The organism is Paenibacillus sp. FSL H8-0283 (genome assembly GCF_045040675.1).
GTDB lineage: Bacteria > Bacillota > Bacilli > Paenibacillales > Paenibacillaceae > Paenibacillus > Paenibacillus amylolyticus.
In genome coordinates this window covers 1465563-1482227 of the sequence record NZ_CP150295.1, presented here as the reverse complement: position 1 = coordinate 1482227, position 16665 = coordinate 1465563, and the positions used below count along the sequence as shown (strand labels likewise).

The window sequence follows — 16665 nt, the reverse complement described above, 5'->3', positions numbered from 1 at the left end:
TACGACTTAAGTATGAACATATGTCGGAATTGGTCACACGACCCAGCCATTTCTTACGGCATGAAGAGCCGCTTGCGTCCGATCTGCCAGCCCCAGTTTGTCGAGCAGATGACTGACATGGGTTTTGACCGTTTTTTCGGTGATGACCAATTGAACTGCAATTTCCTTGTTGCTCAATCCTTGAGCAATCAGCCCCAAGACTTCTTGTTCACGGCGAGTGAGCATATCCAGTCCGCCAAGAGACGCTTCAGTTGATTTCCCCTTCTGCTTTGGCTCCTGATGTTGATTGTCTGCTGACCGATCTGTCAGTATATGCTGTGGTTGCTGTTCATTTATGGACCAATCGGATGAAGCCATCACATGCATCAATTGACCTGCTGCGGCAGGATGCAATTCCACCTGACCTGCATGCACATTGCGAATGGCTACAGCCAGATCCTCCGGTTCAATATCCTTGAGTAGATATCCTTTAACTCCTGCGCGAACAGCAGGAACGACATGATCCTGATCCGAAAACGAGGTGAGCACAATGATTCGCGTTGCTGGCAATAACGTGCGCAGCCTTCTGGCTGTTTCGATTCCGTCCATGACCGGCATATGCAGATCCATTAATACCACGTCAGGTTTTAACGCTTCCGCCTGAGCCAGTGCTTCCTGTCCGTTCGATGCTTCGCCCACAACCTTCATGTCTTGCTGTGTCGTCAAAAAAACGTGCAACCCCCGTCTCACCATCGCATGATCATCTGCGAGCAAAATCGTAATCGGCATCTCTTCTTCCCCCTGACTTTATACAGATTCGAACGGAAGTGGAATGACTGCCGTTACTGTCGTTCCCTTACGGGAAGAACTCACTATTTCTAAGTTGCCTCCGAGCGATTGAGCCCGTTCCTTCATAATGGACAGGCCAAGGGAGCTTCCAGACGACGCTTTTGGCCTGTTCGCACCACCTTTTCCCTGATCTGTGACAGTGAGCACCACTTCATGATTACTTAACTTGAGGGTGACCTCAGCAGAAGGAACATCCGCGTGTTTCCGTACATTATTCAGCGCTTCCTGTCCGATTCGCCACAATGCTTCTTCTATATTACGTGGTAAAGACCGCATTCCCGTCCGATTCGTCACCACTTGAAGACCCTGGCTGGTGCCGTATTCCTGTAGTGCATGGAGCAGCCCTGCTTCCAGTCCCGCGGGACGGAGCTGCATAATCAATGCGCGCATTTCCTTGAGAGCCTCCTGAGACAAAGCCCGAATATCCTTCAACGCTTCCGTTGCCGGGAGCAACTGCTCGGAGCCGGATAACATACTTTCCGCACCTTTAGCCGTTAACGATAGTGAAAATAAAATCTGATTAACCGAATCATGCAGATCGCGAGCCAACCGGTTTCTCTCTTCCATTCGTGCAAGTTCGCGACGATTCTCCGCCAGCTTCAGACTCTCCCATGAGGCCGCAATATGTTCGGCCAATGCCTCCAGCACTTCACGGTCCGCCTGTGCAGGACCTGATGTTCCTATTCCGATCACCAGAATTCCCGTTTCTCCCGGCGTATGGTACGGAAGTGGAGCAGCAATTCCCGAGGCAATGGAATTCGTAGTCTGGTCAGGCTTGCACAGGGTAAATATTTCAGCGATCTCTGTCCCAGACAGAGATGTTACACGATGACTATTGATTACATGGTTAATGTGGCTCGTCACTTCGGAAGATAACGGAGTACCTGATAACGTTCGAACCGTATCATTTGCATAGGCTGCCTGCAAAACGAACATTCCGCTTTTCTGCTGAATGATTGTAGCAAAAGGCCAATCATAATGCTGCCCAAGCAGCTGTACAACTTTTAAACAAAAAGCATCAGAATTGGTGCATTCGTTCACTGCAAGACCCAAGGCCGTGCTGAACTCCCCCAGCTTGGCATACAGATCAGCTCGTCGCTGCTCCGTGCGATACAATCTCATCCGCTCTACCGCACTACCAATCTGGTATGCCACGCCCTGTAACAGCGCCAGTTCACTGTCGCTGAAATGTTCCTTGGCTGGCGCAGCCACGTTGAGCAGGCCGAGCATCTTCTCACCTGACCTTAACGGGACGGTTGCATGGTGGGTAATATCATGGGTATCTCCCCATTGGAATTCCACCGCATCCTCCAGCCGTTTACAGTTAATGATGTTGACCGCATGATTGAGTTGACCGTCCTTAAAGCGGTTCACACACCAGCAGGTACCCGTTCGCATGGGCTCTTTATCTTCACGCAGTAATGCCGGGGGCAGATTGTAATCCGAAACACAGGTATAGTCTCCACGTTCATCAATCAGAAACATCCAGCCTGCCGTTAATCCGGTCAACTCCAGTAATTTGCCGACCACGGTATCCAGCATTAAGTTCAGATCATTGGACGTATTGAGCGTTTCCGCGATTGTCTTCAACGTGATCATTTCCTGCATTCCGACTTCTTCCGACATGGCAGACTTCTCTCCTTTGGCTGTACCAACTGTGGTTTGTTCAACTATTGTAACCAATCCACCTTGGATATTAAAGGATCAACTTCTTCAATCGCTCACTCAGCCAAGCTTCTGTCGCTCTTTGCGGGACACAGACAAAGGCTCCATATTAATCAGACCTCGATCTGACAGAGCCAGTGCCATTTTATAGAAAGCACGTGTACGAATCTTCGTATACGTATCCTTGCTGACAGGCGGATCAAACACATGGTTATACACTTTATAGTCAAACACATCATCGTCTTTCAGATATCGTTCACAGACGAGTACACGTTCCTTTTCACTCAGCCGGGATACAACAAAATCAATCGTATCGCAATATGCCTGACGCGCGCGCTGCAAGTCCACATTGTAGATTGCCGTTCTCGCCGTGGAATCCCCCGTCACATTGGTTGCACCGTGGAAACGCTCGGCGTAACTTGCCGTCACCATAACCTCTCGTTCTTCAAATGCAATGGTTTTATAGATTCGGTATTTTTCCAGCGCAGCTTCAACAGCTGTTTGCGTTTTGCGTCGGTCCAATTCGGGTAGCATCAATTCCATATTTATCTTCCTCCTTTAGTATTCTTTATAAAATAAATTTCTAATAGTTTCGCATGATCACTCCGATGACAGACAACCTAGTTAAACATGCAACCACTTCATCTTTAGCAATTTCATTTCTCAACTCATATCACTCATTCAATTTTTCACATGAAATTGTTTTGCAATCGTGAACGATGGCAAAACGCTCTTATCCATAGAGTTGTCCAGTTCCCTAAAAAAGTAACGACATTTTTTCAATTTTCCCCTGTTGCCTTTTGGAATCACTCCAAACTGCTATAATCCGGGGAATTCAACTTTTCAGAAGGTGATTACAAAACACACGTTCTGCCTCAACTTTACATTTTGTTCGTATAGTGTTCGTATTTCTATTTGAGGATACCACTTTCTGGAGATCGGAGTAAACCTCCATTTTGGTTCGTTTTGACGATAAAATAAAACCTTCGCTCTCATTTCCTATGCCTTTTGGCATAATTGTTTCATATCTCTTTACCTAATGGTATATATACGTTATAGTACTGTTTAATTAATGAACTTCCGTACAAGTCATTTGATTTTTATAAAGAAGCCACTGAGATTTTTAGGGAAGGGACTTAGGTGTGTATCACGCGCATACGCAGTGAAGGAGACGGAATCGATTCTGAAGAAGCGAAGCGTTCGCCTTTATCCCCGGATTTCTCCCTTTAGAGAGGGAAATAGGAAATCTGGGGATAACAGCGATCAAAAGAACGATCCGAATCCGAAACGGGCATTGAACGCACACCTACCTCCCCCATCCAACTGCCTTCTTTATAACTCAAGCACTTGTACGAATCGAAGGAGTTGGCATAATTGTGGAGCACGCTTTTGGTCCTTATATGAAACAACTGCGCGAGCAACAGGGATACAGCATCAATCAGCTCGCCGAAGCAGCTGGAATAAGCAACTCACAAATTTCACGTATTGAGAATGGGGTCCGGGGTGTGCCAAAACCAGCGACCATCCGCAAGATTTCAGATGCACTCTCGGTGCCCTATACAGAGATGATGAAGCAGGCTGGTTATATTGAACCAGGGAGTGCCGCTGAACTTCAGGACGTACCGGAATGGGCTACATACAAAGACCGTCGTGATTTCAAAAAGATGCTGGAGGACGATGATGATCTGATGTTTGACGGTATTCCACTCGATGAAGAGGACAAGAAACGAATCAAGGATGTGCTGACAGGTCTGTTCTGGGAAGCGAAACAGATGAACAAACGCAAAAAGACAGACGAATCGGACAATCGCCCATGAGGCATGACCCACTGAATTTAATGAGGCAGCAGGTGAGATCATATGGATGACATCGTAACAAAGCTGATTCGAAAACACCGGACCAACTGCCCGTTCAGCATTGCCCGCGCGGTTGGAATACAGATTCGTTTCACCAATTTGGGGAAGTCCACCAAGGGACTGTACTTTCGCAAGCTCCGGCGCAGGTTTATCGTCATACACAATGATTTGCCGCCGGAGTGGCAACGGTTCGTGTGCGCCCATGAGCTTGGACACGACCGACTTCATAAAGGTATTAATCGATTCTTTCTGGAGGAACATTCCTATTTTGCTCCAGGCAAGCTGGAAAGACAGGCTAACCGTTTTGCCATTCAATTGCTGACCTCCGGAGTGATGCCTGAACCGGATGAATCTTTGGAGAAATTTTGTTTGCGTACCGGACTGCCACGTGAAGCGCAGCATTTTTTTTACACTCTTTAAGAACATATGTTCTTTCTGAAGATTATATTTTCCAACAGCAGATTTACATGTCACTTTCAGGTTACTTATTTTTACGTAATTCGCGAGATTTCCTAATAATAGTCTGTTAAAATACTATTTGAGCTGTGTAAATGCTCAAGTAGATTATTATTTTGGGAGGTTTCGGAATCATATGAAAATCTGGAAGAATTACGTTTCACTTCTGCTAACGGTCTGTTTGCTGTTTGGCAGTGTAGGTATTGCCGCAGCTGCAACGGATACCACTCCGGGCACAGGTAAACACATTACCATTCTACATACGAATGATACGCATGCCCGTGCAGTTGAATCTTCACCTGCTATGGGTTTTGCCAAAGTAGCTGGAATCGCTGACAAATATCGTAGCGAAAACCCGAACACACTCTTGCTCGATGCTGGAGATGCTGTGCATGGTACAACATTTGCCACTCTTGTGAATGGTGAGAGCATCGTGAAAGTCATGAATGAAATGGGGTACCAAGCCATCGTACCGGGTAACCACGAATTCAACTATGGTTCAGATCGTCTGATCGAACTGGCAGACATGATGAACTTTCCCATGCTGAGTGCCAATGTGAAGAAAAAAGACGGAACACGTCTCTTCGATCCTTATCTCATTAAAGAAGTAGATGGCGTGAAGATCGGTATCATCGCTTTGACTACACCGGAAACGTTATACAAAACGAATCCAAAAAACGTAGAAGGTCTTGATATTACAGATCCATATGCGGAAGCTAAAGTTCTGGTAAACGAAATCCGCAGCAAAGTAGATGTTGTTGTTGTACTGGGACACCTTGGACAAGACGCGTCCAGCACCGATACTAGCTTTAAAGTTGTTAAAGAAGTCCCTGGCATCGACGTATTCATCGATGGTCACAGTCACACTGTACTGCAAGATGGCCTTGTATCCGATAACGGAACATTGATAGCAAGTGCAGGAGAATACACCAACTATGTAGGTGTCATCGATCTATGGGTAGACGGTGGTAAAGTAACAAAGAAACAAGCAACATTAATTGATGAAACGGAAGCAAAAGACATCAAACCAAATGAGAAAGTCGCGACTCTCGTGAACTCCATTCAAAAAGAACAAGAACCTATTTTGAAAGAAGAAGTAGCCAATACAGCTATTCTGCTGGATGGTAAACGTGAACAGGTACGTGCAGGTGAAACTAACCTGGGTGACCTGCTTGCAGATGCCATTCGTGATGTCAGCAAAGCCGATATTGCACTGACTAACGGTGGTGGTATCCGTGCTTCCATCGAAAAAGGGATCGTAACCAAAGGTGATATCATCACAGTGCTTCCTTTTGGTAATCAAGTAGTAACCCTTGAAGTGAAAGGGTCCGATATTCTGGCAGCCCTTGAAGTCGGTGTAGCTTCCTACCCTGAACCAAGCGGTGGATTCCCGCAAGTATCTGGTATCAAGTTCAAAATCGATACTTCCGCTGCAGAAGGTAGCCGTGTACATTCCGTAACCGTGGGCGATAAAGCCCTTGATCCGGAAGCAACGTATACACTGGCAACGAATGATTTCACAGCTGTTGGTGGTGACGAATATAACATGTTTGCCAAATATCCAACTACGGGTATGTATGGCGCGCTGGACGAAGCATTGATCAATTACATGCAGAAGCTTGGCGCTGTAGACATCAAAACAGATGGTCGGATCAGTGAAGCGGTAAAACCTGCAGTAGAGCCGGAAACTCCGGCAACAGAAACACCAGCTCCAACCAAGCCAAAACCAGAAACACCAAAACCGGAAAAACCGTCTAAACCAACGCCGAGCAAACCAGCTCCAGCCAAACTGCATGTTGTGAAATCCGGAGATTCCCTGTACTCTATCTCCAAACAATACGGCACAACTTGGCAGGCATTGCAAAAGCTGAACAATATCAAAAATCCACACTGGATTTATCCAGGTCAACAATTGAAATTGCCTGCAGCTTCTTAAGCTCAGCAAAGCAAAGTGCATATAGGCATGACCGCTTATAGTGCATCAGCATACCGATCTATCTTGTCATAACTAAAAGGGTGTCCCCAAAGCCAGATTACTGGTTAAGGGGACACCCTTTTGTATCTCCGTTCTTAAACATCAATCCATATCAGATACTTGAACATTTCCTGTGGACATATCCTGCTGATCCTGACAATCATCTGAGGCAAAAATAAATCCCAGCCTGGCCTTTACGGACCAACTTCATCATGTGCCTTCCACACCGAACTATATAAAAACTCTCCGGAATGACCGTGTTCATGCGGTTATTGTACTTTTATTTCGACATCTCTATCTTCTCAACATTGCATACTTGCACATAAATCCGCCTGGGTATGATCATCTTCAAATCCTTAATCATAAAATCATTTGTATACTAAATACAACTATCCAAATATAGTTATTTCGTATGATATCACTCATAAAATCCTACCAAATTTTATGCCTATAGCCCTCTTTTTCATGCTCACATTGAAATTTTAGCAATCAAAATCAGCTACCGCATCATATTCGGTACTATTATATGAACTCATATAATTAGCGATTCCCCTGAATTTAGGAAGTGAGCTGTTCCTTCACATAAAGCACAGCTTCCTGTGCAGTCAACCCGATTCGTTTCGATTCACCTGTTGCTGCAAGTGCGTGTGACCCCAGTTCGACCTGTCCTTCGGCTGCTCCTCGGCCAATAACGATCTGCACAGGCAATCCAATCAGCTCCGCATCCTTGAATTTCACACCTGGACGTTCATCCCGGTCATCAACCAATACCGTGTAACCGCCATCGATCAATTGTTGTTCCAGTTCGAGGGTGAGCTGACGCTGCTGCTCATCCTTCCAACTTACTGTAATCAGATGCACATCATAAGGCGCAACAGCGGCAGGCCATCTTATGCCTTCATCTCCTGCATACTGTTCAGCTATCGCAGCCATCAGGCGGGATACGCCAATGCCGTAACATCCCATGACTGGCGCACACTGGCGACCATTACGATCCAGGAATGAAGCACCCATGGCATCACTATATTTCGTTCCCAATTTGAATATGTGTCCAACCTCAATACCTTTGGTAAACACAAGTGGCGATCCACATGTTGGACAAGCATCCCCTTCCGCAGCAAAGCGGATTCGTTCTACTCGCTCCAATGCAAAATCAACCCCTGGGCGTACACCGGAAACATGCACATCCACTTCATTGGCTCCTGTAATTGCACTCTTCATCACTGCCACGTCAGCGTCCACCACCATCGGCAGATTTAGTCCAATCGGACCCAGGAATCCTACCTTCAGATTTGGATGTGCCGCAATGGCTGCATCGTCTGCAAGGATCAGTTCCTCTGCCCCCAACACCTGCTTCAATGCGATGTCATTCAATTCATGATCTCCACGCACAAGCGCAGCGACGAGCTGACCATCCGCCACATAAACCAGCGTTTTGATCATATTTTCAGCCCCTTCGCCCACAAAAGTGGTTAACTCTGCGATCGTACGAACGCCAGGTGTCGAGATACGTACTACGGTTTCCACTCCTGAATGTTGATCCGTTTGAAGCGCGGAGTCTGCATTCGCAGAATCAGCTGGAACTTCCAAGCTTCCTTCTTTTTTCTCCATATCTCCAGAAGTCTGATAATCCGCTTTCTCCAGATTTGCAGCATATCCACAATGTTTGCAGGTTACAATTGTGTCCTCACCCACATCAGCAAGAGCCATGAACTCATGTGTTTCTCCTTGACCGCCAATCGTTCCTGCGTCCGCCTCAACACGGATATAGTCCAGACCACAACGCTCCAGAATGCGACTATACGCCGTGTTCATAGCCTGATAAGTCCGATCAAGCTCTTCCCAGTCCGAAGCAAAAGAGTACGCATCCTTCATGATGAACTCACGACCACGCAGCAATCCAAATCGAGGACGGCGCTCATCCCGGAACTTGGTTCCGATCTGGTACAGGGTGAATGGCAACTTACGATACGAGCTCACCTCGTCCCGCGCTAAAGCGGTTACGACTTCCTCATGTGTTGGTCCAAGAGCAAATTCCCGTGCATGACGATCCTTCAGACGCATCAATTCGGGACCATACTGTGTGTATCTTCCGGATTCTTCCCACAACTCCGCAGGCTGCATAATCGGCAGTAACACTTCCTGACATCCAGCACGATCCATCTCTTCACGAACGATCTGTTCAACATTTAACAATATACGCCGTCCAAGGGGCAGGTAACTGTATATCCCTGCTGCCAGTTGGCGAATCATGCCGGAACGCAGTAACCAGCGATGTCCCGCTGCATCTGCCTCCGCTGGCGCTTCACGTAATGTTGGGACAAGCATTTCACTTTGACGCATCATAACACACTCCTAATCTTCTTTTTTTTGTTATCAAATACGGCGCATAAACAGCAAAAAGACACATCCGTCAAGGGACGAATGTGTCGTGGTACCACCCTTATTTAACTGCAAATTAATCCGTTCGCAACCTATGCGATCTGTAACGTGCAGTCCTACGGGGCATAACGGGCCCTGCCGGCGGAGGTTGCAACCCTGTATGGGCATTCTCTTCCGCAGCTCGCGAGGTAGGAATTTATGAAGCAGCTACAGGAACCTTGCACCACACTGTTCCCTCTCTGTTGAAGCTGGCTTGCACAATCATGTCCTCGTTATAACGCTGTTATCATTTTTGACCACATTAGTTCATTTACAAGTAATTGTCAACCAATTAGTCGAATACAACTCCAGAATAATACTCCACTACATCACGAATGAGCATAAACGCATCCCCATTTGTAAGATTGTTCTTGTCAGCAATGCCAGCAAGCGTGTCGGCACTTATAAAGTTTTGTGTTTGCAAATGAGCAAGTGCCTGTTCAAGTGAAGTTTCCGTTTCTGAAGATCCCATTGCCAGACATAACATATACGCAGCCTGATCCAACGTTAAAGGTAGGGTTACGGCATTCTCCATATTTGCTAGAGCTTGGTCAGCACTACCTGTGTAGGCTTCTGGAAACATCGCTTGCATTCTTTTCAATTTACTTAAAAATCGTTCTGGATTCATTCCTTTATCCAGTTCCCAACCATCGTTATTATAATTGCCTGAAGTCATATACATACTCGCTGCAGCCAGCAATCCCTTGTAATCCTTATGCTCCATATAATCAGGCTGTTCGAAACGATGTACTTTCAGATCCATCCCCTGATTCTCCAGCATCTTACGTAATTCAGATGCTCGCTCTTCGGAAGTTGAGAGTTCGCGGAAGGACTCCTTATGGATATATGCCAGCTTAACCGCCGCTCCTGCTGCTTCTCCCTCTGCCATTCCCAGTGGGACAACTCTTGCACTACCGTGTGGGATTGTATCAAAACTTGCTGCACGTCCAACGACGAGCAAACCATCAACCTTTAGCGGTACAAGCGAGCGAAAAGGTACACCATATTGAATCGGACTCAACATAATCGTGCCGGGATTTCCAACACTCGTGCTCTGAATATCAATATCGTATGAGCCGTATCCAATGGCATCCCAATGATCACGATTTTCCATGACATCAGCTAATGTTAATCGGTACTCGCCATAGATATGACGTGATTCTCTCACGTAAAGCTCGTCTGCTGTTCCAGCATATTTTAGCCCTGCAAATTCATCATAATTTTTCTTCAGAAAATCAACAATTAGTGGGGCTTCTTTACGCCCGATTTCCAGACCTTTTTTCACAGATATCGGATCTAACGGATCTACCCCAAAGATTTGCATCGTATTAATCAAGATTGTATCATCATTTTGTCTTCCGATATTCAGACTTCGAATCTTAATATGTTGTGGATTGGAGGATTCATATTTTCTAGCATCACCGTACCCCCAAGCACTCATCTTATCAACCCCGGTTCCCTCTCTTTCCCTAAACTTTTGCCATACCTCATCAGTAACACCGCTTAACTTGAATACAAGCGTAGAGACCATTTTGGATTTACCATCTCCAATATCTTGTCTACCTATGGAGTATGGAACTCCTGCAGCGGCTGCAATATCCGCATCTTGCGTTGCATCAATGATGGAGCGGGTTGAAATCTGAACAGTTGTTCCATCTTCTTTAGTTATGCTCATACCCGTTATTGTCGTGTGATCTCCCGTAGATTGTTCAGTAAGGGGGACTAATTCCTTAACATTCATCAACAGGTCAATATTAGGTTCAGAACGAACCATCCGATAGAAAATGTTAGCCGCTGTATTGGTATCAAATGAACTACCCTCGATCTGGTCGAACCATTCCTGGAAGATACCTTTGTTCAAAAAGTCAGGCTGCCGCAAACTACTCAATAACTGCGGTTGTTCAGGGGAATAATTTAGATCCAGCGTATTAAGACCTCCCTCGGTCAACAATCCTCCCAACATGTTGCGATCTCTTGCTTCCACCAGCAATACACGCATCCCATTACGAGCAGCTGATAAGGCAGCAGTAATACCTTCCGGATCCGTTCCGGCTACAATAACGTTATAGGAATCTTTCAGGTTTAGTGTAGATTGCACGTCCTCCAAAGGCTGCCATACATAATTATTATTAAATTTATAATTCTTGTTCCAAATATAGAATGCACCATATGCAGCGCTCATTAAAACAATAAACACACTGGCTATAATTGCTGTTATTTTCAATTTTCTACTAATCAAAGAAACAAACCTCCATATGTACTTTAAATTCAATAATACTAACTCGTGAAGTAGTTTTCCTATGTTATACCAACAACCGACTAACTTTTTCTCCTTTCCTACATGAGTATGCTATAAATAATAAAAAACTCCCCAACACTTCAAACCGTGTTAGGAAGTTCTGATAATAAGACGTAAAATTCTACTTTTATGTTGCCATAAATACAAACAAAACATAGGAAAGTCCCTAACTTTCCTCATTATAACGACCACTTTTGGCGAAGTAAAGACTTACCAAAACCGGAAATGCATTAGAAAGATCATTAAACACTCAGACTGTCCGTTCATCCTGACTACAATGAATTCTCTGGCGATGGCTGACATGGCAGCACGTTCCCTGTAATATAGAGAAATAGAAATCTATCACAGGTATTAATCGATAAAGGAGCTTGTCCTATGCCATATATCATATATGATCTTGAATTCACGGTAAGCCGCAATACTCGCTATTCTTCTGAAATTATTGATATCGGTGCCGTCAAAGTTACGGAAAGTGCGGATGGATTGGTCGTAACGGATACGTTCCATACGTATGTTCGTCCTTCCAATAAGTCTGTTCTTTCCACTGACACGATTCAGTTTACAGGTATCACACAGAAAGATATTGATGCAGCCCCTCTTTTTCCGGCAGCACTGAATCAATTCATCGCCTGGATGGGAAGTGACCCCTATTACATGTGTTCCTGGGGACCCGATGACCGCAGCAAACTGATCTCTCATTGTCGCACCCATCAACTTGATGTGGCCTGGATCACCAATCATAACGATCTCCAGCAACAATGGTCCCGCACCGTTCGTAAAGAAGGTAAGTTCCGTCAACTCGGACTCGCTCAGGCTCTTGAAATCTGCGGAATTGAATTTGATGGTACCCAGCATCGTGCCTTGGATGATGCCATCAATACAGCCAAGGTGTTTATGCATCAATTTGACCGTTTCACTCTGGAAAACAACTGTGCAGCCGATGATGAGGGCATTACATCCAAGGTTGTTTATTCCAGCTCCACAGAAGATGAAGAGAAAGAATCTCCATTTGGCAATCTGGCAAGCCTTTTCAAAACCAAAGAGTAACCGTCCACAGCACAGTACTTAATCGTGTTTTGGCTTAGGATAGGTGGCATTCTAATCTCAACTTTTATTGTACATTTGTTGCCAATAGTTTAGACGTTCTTTCATCTTGATGCGGCAGATCTCCGGTTCGAGAATTTCCGCATCAGGTCCATATTTAGATATCCATACAAGAAATTCGTCAACATCACTTAATATGGCTTCAAATAACAGGCTACCTTCCGGTTCAATGGTTAGGATGGGTCGTAAAAAAAATTGCTCCTGCATCACACGCTCCACAGCATGGGGTGCAAATCGAATTTTGAACGCAGTCCACTCCGTACTTCCCTCGTATGCCCAAGGAATGCGGAAGTGCGATTGCATCAGATAATCCTCTTTGCGAAACGTGCGTGGCAATATTCGTATCTTTTGCAGCCGGCTCACCTGAAATATTCGAAGTTTCTCCGACAGGTGACAATACCCTAACAGCTCAAATCTGTATTCACGAGGGATAAGACAGTAAGGATCTATACGTACGATCCCTTTTTTACCTTGAGACAGATACTCCCCTTCAATGGTGTTCTGTGAAATGCCAGCCTGAAGCAGGGTAATCATGGATTGATTCTGCGAATCGTTGTTTTCATTTTGCCATGCGGGCAATCCCGCTTTGAACAATCCACTAATTTGCTCCGACCATTCCACTCGTTCTGTTTTGTTTTTCTGACTCGCAGCAACCACTTTCTCATAAGCGCTCTCAAAAGCAGGTTTCAGCAAAGGACGAATATTCTCCATAACTTCAGCAAGATGCATGAAGGCTTGGGCTTCTTCATCAGACCAATTTAGCGGATACATGGCAAATTGGCTGATAAACATGTACCCTTGCCCGTGTCCCATATTGGCGATCGGGATATGCATTGCACTGAGGGCCTCCATGTCGCGGTATATCGTCCTTTCCGTCGTCTCGCATCGCTGGGCGAGCTCACGTGCCAGTATGCCTGGCTTCGCCTGCACCAGCGTTATAATGCGCATTAATCGGATTAGTCGGTCTGTCATTTTGCCGGACCCTCCACGATGTTGTTTCAATAAATTTGATACAACTCCATCCATTATTTAATATGATATTGATACATACATTCGACCTTCTCCTAAACTTCACCTTCAAATATGTAGACTCTCTCTATACCGTTAACATCTGAAATCAACCCTATTCCCCTAATATCTTTTTTTCACGATCATGATATCCTGTTGTAAACGTGATCTCATAGTGATAACGCAACTTTTCAACGATCTCGGCTTCCGCGTAATAGTCCAGATCTTGCTTCCGCGCAGCTTCAATTAACAAGGCATCAGCATGACGACGTAACATATTACTTCCTTCTTGAACCCGGCCTCTTTCGTAGGCGCGCAGGGCTTGTTTGATCAAGGGTACCGTTTCACTTAATTTGATCGTCTTTTCCACCTTGGGATCTTCTGGCTGTCGCAGCATGCCCAGATGACTGGTGTACTGAATATACAACTGTTCTCTTCGTAACAATACACGTTGACTTTGCTTCAACTTCCTTGTGCTCCAGTAGGCTGAACATACGGCAGCTTTTCCTGATACACGGGGTCCCATGACGAATTCAAGCAAAATTTGTTTACTTTCTCCCTTGTACATATCCCCAAGCCTCAATAACCAGCCAATATCCGTTTCTTTGGAACGACATCCATAAATGCCTTTTAGCTGTACTCCATATTCCGGTTTGAGCAAAAGTTCCAAATCTCTTGATACAATTTTGGGTGCTATTTTCCTAAGTCTTTTGGCAGGGGCACCGTTACGCCACTCTACCATCATATATACGGGGTCGGCTCCCCCTGTCGGTATGGCCTCTTTATTCCACGAATAAGATACTTCAAAGACTGAGTTCACTGGTAGTCTCTCCCCCGATTTATGTGTATTATCTTCTAAGTTATCAGGGTGAATGGACACTATATTGTCACGGAACACATGTTCTCATTAAATTTTTCCAATATATTAGTTTTATATCCCTAAATCCGTCTCAATACGACAATAAACGACGAAAAAGCCTGGCATTATGCCAAGCTTATCAATCACTTATCTATGACAAGTCCCAAATTAAACAGTAGGATGATCGATTCCCATTTTGTGTAAATATTGTACACTATCTGCTTCGTTTACCGGTGCATAGGTGACACTGTCAATGACCAGCTTACGCCCTACTGGCTCTCCATTAACAGTGATCATAATTGTTTTGGTTGATGTGTTCTGATCTGCTGTATACATATGTTTCTACTCCTTCATGTTCACGATCTTATATTCAATCGGATATATTGGTATCGTTCATTAAATTGCGCATTTGTGAATAGCATGCACCCGGAACTGAAGTAAAAGATCTGTAAAACGGTCCGGTATGCTTGCCTATCGTTCTATTACCCCGCAGATTTGTAAGCTAAACAGCCCTGTTCCTAAATAATTTTATATATTTCGGGTAATAAAACGATATCATCTTGAACCCATCGTCCCGGTTTTGACGTATAATGTAAGAGCCGTATTTCAACAATAGACGACGAATTCGGCGATTGATCTATCTAACCGAAGAAAGAGGTGTTAACGATGCCAAAATCCATTCAGGGTTATTTCATTCGGGTGTTATTCACCACATGCATTCTATTTACCGTTTCGATCGCTTCGACAGTAAGTGCAGCCAGTGCCAATATTTTTACGGATATATACAGCGGATGGGAGCGAGTCTCCGAACTGCCCGGAGAAGTGAACGCTCTGCAGGAAAGTTATAAGCAAACGATGGAGCAATTAAATCAAACGTCTGCTCAGTTGGGACAAGCCCAGGCCAATGTCGAAGCATTTAAGACCCAGAACGAACAACTACTGGCTCAGAACCAGAAACTAACTGAAATGGTAAGTAAATTACAGGACGACCAGAATGCCAAAGCAGCTACCACCAAACGAATTCAGACGACGATCATCACTGTCGTTTCTCTCATATTGGGTTACTTTGTTCTGATTCGTGTGATGCGCTGGGGAATGCGTCGCCGTTCGGGCCGAGTATAAAAGAACAGGAGCAACTGCATGAACATACACCTGAACAATGCTGAAGCAAGCGGAGCAGGACAAGTCGTCACATTTTCACTGATTAAAGATGACCGACTTCATATTTTACATCCGCAGCAAATTGTGGCCTTCCGCGGTCCGAGTGGGAGTCGCAATGATAAATTCATGAATATCACGGGCATATATCGCAAAAAAAAGCTGATTAAATCCGAAATCACCGGACCTTGCCAATTTGTGGCTGCCCTGCCTCCCGGATTCACGATGAAGGAAGTGGAGCTCACGGAGGACAGTGATCTGCTCTATGACTTCCGCCACCTGTTCTTCTACTCTGATGGTGTAACCATGCATACCAAAATTCAGAAAATCAAAAACATGCTAATCACCCGTGATGCAGTGAAAATGAAATTTTCCGGCAAAGGCAAAATCGGATTGCTCACTCAAGGTCAGGTCTGCCAACAGGAACTTCACCCAACAGCGCCGCTCTATGTGGATGCTGGTAGCATTATTGCCTATCCCGAAAATGCACATCTGGAACTCACCGTATATGGTAACAACCTTGCCAGTCAGCATATGAATTATCATTGGAAGATGACAGGACATGGATCTGTACTCTTTCAGGCGGGACGTGAGAATCACCGCTTGGAACAGGATCTTAACGATGAGGGACTGTTCAAACGAATTCTGAAAGAAGTGATCCCTTTCGGCAATGTATTGATCAAATAAGCTGTTAGTTGATGGAGCCGACCAATTAGCTTCCACTATGCTCCAGTGGGGTGGTCACCACACCGTTTCATGTTATAATGGTTCAGACAATTGAAGAAGAAAATCCATGCCTGTGGCATGGGAGAGGTTCGCGAACTCCCTCTATAAGACTTGACCATGTGATGGTCAGTATAAGTCTTGCGTACACATTGCGGTCACCATGCAATCATGTACGTAAAAAACTAAGGACACTTACTCTTGCCTGCTTTTTTGAAGCGGTTATCGGGAAGGTGTGTTTTTTGATGGATGCCAGTTCATGAACTTCTCTGTTCTTCCGACACTCTATGCCTATGTGCATGGTTTGATCTCA

At 45.1% G+C, this 16665-nt stretch carries 14 protein-coding genes; 6 read left to right on the top strand and 8 right to left on the bottom strand.

Annotation, left to right across the window (positions count from 1 at the left end):
* Nucleotides 1-33 precede the first annotated feature (33 nt).
* From MHI52_RS06575 to MHI52_RS06565, 3 genes are read right to left on the bottom strand one after another with little or no spacing between them, the layout of a single operon-like run.
* On the bottom strand, nucleotides 34-768 hold the full coding sequence (locus tag MHI52_RS06575; RefSeq protein WP_169480232.1) for a response regulator transcription factor: 735 nt from the start codon (nucleotides 766-768) through the stop codon (nucleotides 34-36).
* Nucleotides 769-786: 18 nt separating this feature from the next.
* On the bottom strand, nucleotides 787-2511 hold the full coding sequence (locus tag MHI52_RS06570) for a GAF domain-containing sensor histidine kinase (protein WP_405158699.1): 1725 nt from the start codon (nucleotides 2509-2511) through the stop codon (nucleotides 787-789).
* A gap of 42 nt (nucleotides 2512-2553) precedes the next feature.
* Nucleotides 2554-3036 carry an ArpU family phage packaging/lysis transcriptional regulator gene (locus MHI52_RS06565; protein WP_253506193.1) on the bottom strand — a complete coding sequence of 161 codons (483 nt, stop codon included), beginning with the start codon at nucleotides 3034-3036 and terminating at the stop codon, nucleotides 2554-2556.
* A gap of 830 nt (nucleotides 3037-3866) precedes the next feature.
* Between MHI52_RS06565 and MHI52_RS06560 the strand changes: the two genes are divergently transcribed.
* The 3 genes from MHI52_RS06560 to MHI52_RS06550 all read left to right on the top strand — a co-directional run bounded on the left by MHI52_RS06560 (nucleotide 3867) and on the right by MHI52_RS06550 (nucleotide 6741).
* Nucleotides 3867-4310: a helix-turn-helix domain-containing protein gene (locus tag MHI52_RS06560; RefSeq protein ID WP_082219000.1), complete on the top strand. Its 444-nt coding sequence runs from the start codon at nucleotides 3867-3869 to the stop codon at nucleotides 4308-4310.
* A gap of 42 nt (nucleotides 4311-4352) precedes the next feature.
* A complete protein-coding gene (locus tag MHI52_RS06555; RefSeq protein WP_017690190.1) occupies nucleotides 4353-4769 on the top strand; it encodes an ImmA/IrrE family metallo-endopeptidase in 417 nt (138 codons plus the stop codon).
* Nucleotides 4770-4941: 172 nt separating this feature from the next.
* Nucleotides 4942-6741 (top strand): 5'-nucleotidase C-terminal domain-containing protein, encoded by a 1800-nt coding sequence (locus MHI52_RS06550; protein WP_405158698.1) that lies wholly within the window; start codon nucleotides 4942-4944, stop codon nucleotides 6739-6741.
* A gap of 597 nt (nucleotides 6742-7338) precedes the next feature.
* Here the strand turns inward: MHI52_RS06550 and MHI52_RS06545 are convergent.
* Nucleotides 7339-9123, bottom strand: a complete 1785-nt coding sequence (locus MHI52_RS06545; RefSeq protein ID WP_282322221.1) for a proline--tRNA ligase — start codon at nucleotides 9121-9123, stop codon at nucleotides 7339-7341.
* 370 nt (nucleotides 9124-9493) lie between these two features.
* Nucleotides 9494-11440 (bottom strand): FAD-dependent oxidoreductase, encoded by a 1947-nt coding sequence (locus tag MHI52_RS06540; RefSeq protein ID WP_315373371.1) that lies wholly within the window; start codon nucleotides 11438-11440, stop codon nucleotides 9494-9496.
* 435 nt (nucleotides 11441-11875) lie between these two features.
* On the opposite strand from MHI52_RS06540, the gene MHI52_RS06535 reads away from it, so the two are divergent.
* Nucleotides 11876-12547: a 3'-5' exonuclease gene (locus MHI52_RS06535; protein WP_017690193.1), complete on the top strand. Its 672-nt coding sequence runs from the start codon at nucleotides 11876-11878 to the stop codon at nucleotides 12545-12547.
* Nucleotides 12548-12604: 57 nt separating this feature from the next.
* Here the strand turns inward: MHI52_RS06535 and MHI52_RS06530 are convergent, their stop codons facing one another.
* The 3 genes from MHI52_RS06530 to MHI52_RS06520 all read right to left on the bottom strand — a co-directional run bounded on the left by MHI52_RS06530 (nucleotide 12605) and on the right by MHI52_RS06520 (nucleotide 14807).
* On the bottom strand, nucleotides 12605-13606 hold the full coding sequence (locus tag MHI52_RS06530) for a YafY family protein (RefSeq protein WP_288991167.1): 1002 nt from the start codon (nucleotides 13604-13606) through the stop codon (nucleotides 12605-12607).
* Nucleotides 13607-13727: 121 nt separating this feature from the next.
* On the bottom strand, nucleotides 13728-14432 hold the full coding sequence (locus MHI52_RS06525) for a hypothetical protein (protein WP_017690195.1): 705 nt from the start codon (nucleotides 14430-14432) through the stop codon (nucleotides 13728-13730).
* Nucleotides 14433-14639: 207 nt separating this feature from the next.
* A complete protein-coding gene (locus tag MHI52_RS06520; protein WP_164783260.1) occupies nucleotides 14640-14807 on the bottom strand; it encodes a hypothetical protein in 168 nt (55 codons plus the stop codon).
* A gap of 330 nt (nucleotides 14808-15137) precedes the next feature.
* Between MHI52_RS06520 and MHI52_RS06515 the strand changes: the two genes are divergently transcribed.
* The gene (locus MHI52_RS06515) at nucleotides 15138-15593 is read left to right on the top strand and encodes a hypothetical protein (RefSeq protein WP_036611459.1); all 456 of its coding nucleotides are present in this window, start codon (nucleotides 15138-15140) and stop codon (nucleotides 15591-15593) included.
* 18 nt (nucleotides 15594-15611) lie between these two features.
* The gene (locus MHI52_RS06510; RefSeq protein ID WP_036611462.1) at nucleotides 15612-16316 is read left to right on the top strand and encodes an AIM24 family protein; all 705 of its coding nucleotides are present in this window, start codon (nucleotides 15612-15614) and stop codon (nucleotides 16314-16316) included.
* Nucleotides 16317-16665: the final 349 nt, after the last annotated feature.

Excerpts from the sequence above, each read along its gene's own strand:
- MHI52_RS06575 (WP_169480232.1), bottom strand. The coding sequence starts at position 768 with ATGCCGATTACGATTTTGCTCGCAGATGATCATGCGATGGTGAGACGG.
- MHI52_RS06565 (WP_253506193.1), bottom strand. The coding sequence starts at position 3,036 with ATGGAATTGATGCTACCCGAATTGGACCGACGCAAAACGCAAACAGCT.
- MHI52_RS06555 (WP_017690190.1), top strand. The coding sequence starts at position 4,353 with ATGGATGACATCGTAACAAAGCTGATTCGAAAACACCGGACCAACTGC.
- MHI52_RS06550 (WP_405158698.1), top strand. The coding sequence starts at position 4,942 with ATGAAAATCTGGAAGAATTACGTTTCACTTCTGCTAACGGTCTGTTTG.
- MHI52_RS06545 (WP_282322221.1), bottom strand. The coding sequence starts at position 9,123 with ATGCGTCAAAGTGAAATGCTTGTCCCAACATTACGTGAAGCGCCAGCG.
- MHI52_RS06535 (WP_017690193.1), top strand. The coding sequence starts at position 11,876 with ATGCCATATATCATATATGATCTTGAATTCACGGTAAGCCGCAATACT.
- MHI52_RS06520 (WP_164783260.1), bottom strand. The coding sequence starts at position 14,807 with ATGTATACAGCAGATCAGAACACATCAACCAAAACAATTATGATCACT.
- MHI52_RS06515 (WP_036611459.1), top strand. The coding sequence starts at position 15,138 with ATGCCAAAATCCATTCAGGGTTATTTCATTCGGGTGTTATTCACCACA.
- MHI52_RS06510 (WP_036611462.1), top strand. The coding sequence starts at position 15,612 with ATGAACATACACCTGAACAATGCTGAAGCAAGCGGAGCAGGACAAGTC.